The sequence below is a fragment of the Candidatus Angelobacter sp. genome (assembly GCA_035607015.1).
Taxonomy (GTDB): Bacteria; Verrucomicrobiota; Verrucomicrobiia; order Limisphaerales; family AV2; genus AV2.
In genome coordinates, this window is sequence record DATNDF010000172.1 from 1 (window position 1) to 3,576 (window position 3,576).

Consider the following 3,576-nt stretch of genomic DNA (forward strand, 5'->3'; position numbering starts at 1 on the left):
GGGCGGTCGAGCTGGCGAGGCAACATTTCTGTCCATGGGACGCCGCCTCCGGGTCGGAGCGCGGACCGGCGGCCGCGAGAGATTTGAAGCGCGCAACAAAAGGCGTGGAATTGCCAACCTTGGATTCGCTCAGGCTTTCGCCGACCGAAAAGCGCAATCCGCTTTCGATGAATCTGGGGCGGTCTTCAATTATGGCAGCCATCGAGCTGATGTTGCGCGAAGATGGAAGAGTTCCCCCGGCAATTTGGAAGGAGCGAAAGAACATCGAGCGGGCCGTGAAATTCATTGTGCGCGCATTCAAGCAAGGCGGGCGGCTGTTCTACGTCGGGGCCGGATCCAGCGGCCGGCTCGGCGTGCTCGACGCGAGCGAATGCCCTCCGACTTTTCGGGCGCCGCCGGAACAGGTCCAGGGCATCATTGCCGGCGGACAGCGCGCGTTGCGTGAATCCGTCGAAGGCGCCGAAGATGACCCGATCGCTGGCGCGCGGGCGGTTCGGTTTCGAGGGGTGAACCGCCGGGACGTGGTGGTGGGTATCGCGGCCAGCGGTCGGACTCCGTTCGTCTGGGGAGCGATCCACGAGGCGAATCGGCGCGGTGCGAAGACCATTTTCCTGTGTTTCAATCCACACCTGAAGACGCCGCGGCGCATCCGGCCTCATCTCGTCATCGCTCCGGACGTCGGTCCTGAAGTCCTGACAGGTTCAACGCGGCTCAAATGTGGCACCGGCACGAAATTGATCCTGAACATTTTCACAACCGTGGCGATGGCGCGGTCGGGCAAGGTCGTCAGCAACCTCATGGTGGACCTGAATCCGGGCAACGCTAAGTTGCGCGACCGCGCTGTCCGCATTGTTCGCGGGTTGACCGGTACTGGCTCCGCCACGGCGAAAGCGGCATTGGAAGAATCCGGTTGGGTGATAGCCGAAGCCCTCCGCCGACTGAAACGAAGCAGGAGTGATTTGTGAATTGGCCGGACCGGCGGGCCGTCGCGGCCGGACATCCCATCGCGGTCGTCGTCGGCTTATTTCGTCCGGAATGTCTGCTGGTGACGGGTGGCCGGAATCGTGATGGTGTACGATTTGCCTCCGGGCGCAACGGATAATTTGATGTAGGCGCCGGCGCAGTTTTCCTCTGTGTTCGCGATGAACTCATCCGCGGTGTTGTTCGTTTCGCCCGCCCGAACGTTGCGATGCATCTGGTACATGGCGCGTATGGACGGCGCGGATTTCAGGGTGGCGAACGTTTCCGGCTCGCAGCCTTTCCTCGGCCCATTGTTCATCACGGAAACGGTGGGTGACAGGCTTCGAATGAACAGCGGATTGTTGCTCAAATCGAGTCCATGATGATCCACCTGGTAAACATCCACCACGCCCACACGATTCGTCGGGCATACAAGGCCGGCTTCCGTGTTCCACGTCAAATCACCACCGTCGAAGAATTCGAAAGAGCCAAATTGCAACAGCAGGACGACGCTGTTCCTGTTGTCGGAAGTATCGGCTGGTTTTGGCTTTGACTCCGCGCAAAGAGGGTTGGGCGTGCCGATGCCGGCGGACGGGACGAATTGTTGCCTGGCAGCGAGGCAACGCAGCGCCAGCCGGGCTTCGCCCTCGCCTTGCTGCAGCGGGATCAGTTCTCCCGCTTTGATGACGATGCGCTTTTCGGCCGTGAAGTCGCGATACGGTTTGATTCGTTCGAAAAACGGCGCGTCATCGCCACCGTCGGGATTGTGTCCGGGGATGCCGTTGTCGTAAACGACGCCGAGGGGCATCAACCTGGAAAGTTCGGCGGCACCGCCAAAATGGTCGGTGTGAAAGTGCGTGGTGATGAGAAAATCGATTTTCTTCAATCCGGCAACGTCCGCCGCGACGTGATGAATGCGCTGGGAATCGCGACCGCCGGGGTTGCCAGAGTCGATGAGCACAGATTCACCGGCCGGCGTGACAATGAGCGTCGAACCGCCGCCCTCTGAATCGATCCAGTAAATATCCAACGATTTGTCCGGCCTGCCGGCCTGCGTCAGGAACGGCAGCGAAGCAGCGAGAACGGCCGAAAGCTTGACAAGGAGACGTTTCATGGACGGCCTTTTGCCGGCTAAATATGCCTTGCCAAAGCGGCAGTCGCCAAGTTGAATCCAGTGCCTTTGGCTGGCTGGGTAGCTCAGTCGGTAGAGCAGAGGACTGAAAATCCTTGTGTCGGCGGTTCAATTCCGTCCCCAGCCACCACTTTCATAACATCGAACGAACTCAAAGAGTTATCTGAAATTCCTACCTGCATAAACGGCTCGATTCATGTCTGAAATAAATCTGCTCTGTTCCACTTCTGTTCCACTTTTCCAACTGTGAGCCGCCCCGCCGAGAATCCGGGCGGGGCTTTGTCGTGAGAAGGGTTTTCAGCGTGTGGCCTCTGTCGCCTGTTCGGCAAAGCTAAGGGTGATCTTCCCCGGCTCGTCCAGCCACACTTCAACGCGATGGCCGGGCTTGAATCCAGCCTGCTCCAACCATTGGCCGGTCAACCGAATCTTGGGCGTGATCTTGCCAGCCGCAAAGTCGCCCGTTGCTTCGATCTTAAGGGTGCGCCATTCAGCCGGCCTGATGGCACGAGATTCGGCGGCGAGATTCTTTCGAGCCTGGCGGTGCCAGAAACCTTGCCCCTCAGTGGATGGTTGAAGTAGTGCGTCCTTCATGGTTACTCTTTCTTTGCCGCCCCCCGCTACAACGGGTCGCCCTGGTTCTTGGTTACTCTTGACCGGGGCTTGGGCGGCATTATCGGTCAGGAGCAAATTGGAGAATTGATTCTTACATGCTGTCGCTTGATTTCAGTCTGGACTTACTGATAACAGAAACTAGAGTAGCGTCAAGTCGTTTCCGTTAACAACAAGTCGCATGACCACCGCAAAGAAGAAAATGGGCAGGCCGAGACTGCCGCGAAAGCAGGCGCTTGGCCGGGTGCTGGGCGCGCGGTTCCGTCCCGACGAGGAACGGCAGATTGCCAACGCGGTTCGCGATTCGGGCAAGGCTCAAGCCGATTGGATTCGCGACGCCCTGCTGAGTGCTGCAAGCAAATGAGGACTCTCTTATTTTCCGCGCCGACCGTCCCCACGGTAGCCACCGGGAGGGGGGCCGATTAGCTTGCGGGTGCTATTCGGGTTCCCATCGCCGCAAATACGCGCCGCAATCCCTGGTAGCGCCGCGGCTGTGAGGTTTGCGATGAAAGTAATTTCTTTTTCCGGGCCAGCGGCACGACGAACACCTCGGCACCCCCTTTTGACGCCCCGCTATTCGATCCGAGAGCCCGTACACCATTTGGGTTTTCCTGCGGATCTGAGTGGACGCGGTGGAAACGGCCTTGTGTTGTCGGCGGATCACTTCTCGTAACCGTCGGGTTGCATCAATAGCATTCATAATGGGAAGCATGATGGCAAAAGGCTCTGGACAAATGCGGTCCAAGGGGTTTTGAAGGGTTTGAATTGTAATCGGCTTCCAATATACGACCATTGGTTGCATATTGCATGACGGTTTTGTTGAGTCCGAAGGGCTTACAAACTGATGCAATGCAAAAATCAGCGGCTTGAAAAAC

The 3,576-nt window shown here is 58.3% G+C and carries 6 protein-coding genes and 1 tRNA gene; 3 read left to right on the plus strand and 4 right to left on the minus strand.

Annotated elements, in window-relative coordinates:
- Positions 1-202, minus strand: a 202-nt coding sequence (locus VN887_06955; GenBank protein ID HXT39746.1) for a hypothetical protein, incomplete at its 3' end; no start/stop codon positions are given.
- Between VN887_06955 and VN887_06960 the strand changes: the two genes are divergently transcribed.
- Positions 192-965 (plus strand): N-acetylmuramic acid 6-phosphate etherase, encoded by a 774-nt coding sequence (locus VN887_06960; GenBank protein ID HXT39747.1) that lies wholly within the window; start codon positions 192-194, stop codon positions 963-965. The genes VN887_06955 and VN887_06960 overlap by 11 nt on opposite strands.
- Positions 966-1,021: 56 nt before the next feature.
- Here VN887_06960 and VN887_06965 read toward each other — a convergent pair whose 3' ends face one another.
- Positions 1,022-2,074: an MBL fold metallo-hydrolase gene (locus tag VN887_06965; GenBank protein HXT39748.1), complete on the minus strand. Its 1,053-nt coding sequence runs from the start codon at positions 2,072-2,074 to the stop codon at positions 1,022-1,024.
- A 72-nt stretch (positions 2,075-2,146) separates the two neighbouring features.
- On the opposite strand from VN887_06965, the gene VN887_06970 reads away from it, so the two are divergent.
- Positions 2,147-2,222 (plus strand) — tRNA-Phe (locus VN887_06970).
- A gap of 167 nt (positions 2,223-2,389) precedes the next feature.
- Here the strand turns inward: VN887_06970 and VN887_06975 are convergent.
- Complete coding sequence (locus VN887_06975) at positions 2,390-2,683, minus strand: SymE family type I addiction module toxin (protein ID HXT39749.1); 294 nt, start codon at positions 2,681-2,683, stop codon at positions 2,390-2,392.
- Between the two features lie 199 nt (positions 2,684-2,882).
- Between VN887_06975 and VN887_06980 the strand changes: the two genes are divergently transcribed.
- Positions 2,883-3,065: a hypothetical protein gene (locus tag VN887_06980; protein ID HXT39750.1), complete on the plus strand. Its 183-nt coding sequence runs from the start codon at positions 2,883-2,885 to the stop codon at positions 3,063-3,065.
- A gap of 322 nt (positions 3,066-3,387) precedes the next feature.
- On the opposite strand, the gene VN887_06985 is transcribed toward VN887_06980, so the two are convergent.
- Positions 3,388-3,576: hypothetical protein (locus VN887_06985; GenBank protein ID HXT39751.1), on the minus strand; the 189-nt coding region annotated here is incomplete at its 5' end.

Coding starts and splice junctions, on each gene's coding strand:
- VN887_06960 (HXT39747.1), top strand. CDS start 192: ATGGCAGCCATCGAGCTGATGTTGCGCGAAGATGGAAGAGTTCCCCCG.
- VN887_06965 (HXT39748.1), bottom strand. CDS start 2,074: ATGAAACGTCTCCTTGTCAAGCTTTCGGCCGTTCTCGCTGCTTCGCTG.
- VN887_06975 (HXT39749.1), bottom strand. CDS start 2,683: ATGAAGGACGCACTACTTCAACCATCCACTGAGGGGCAAGGTTTCTGG.
- VN887_06980 (HXT39750.1), top strand. CDS start 2,883: ATGACCACCGCAAAGAAGAAAATGGGCAGGCCGAGACTGCCGCGAAAG.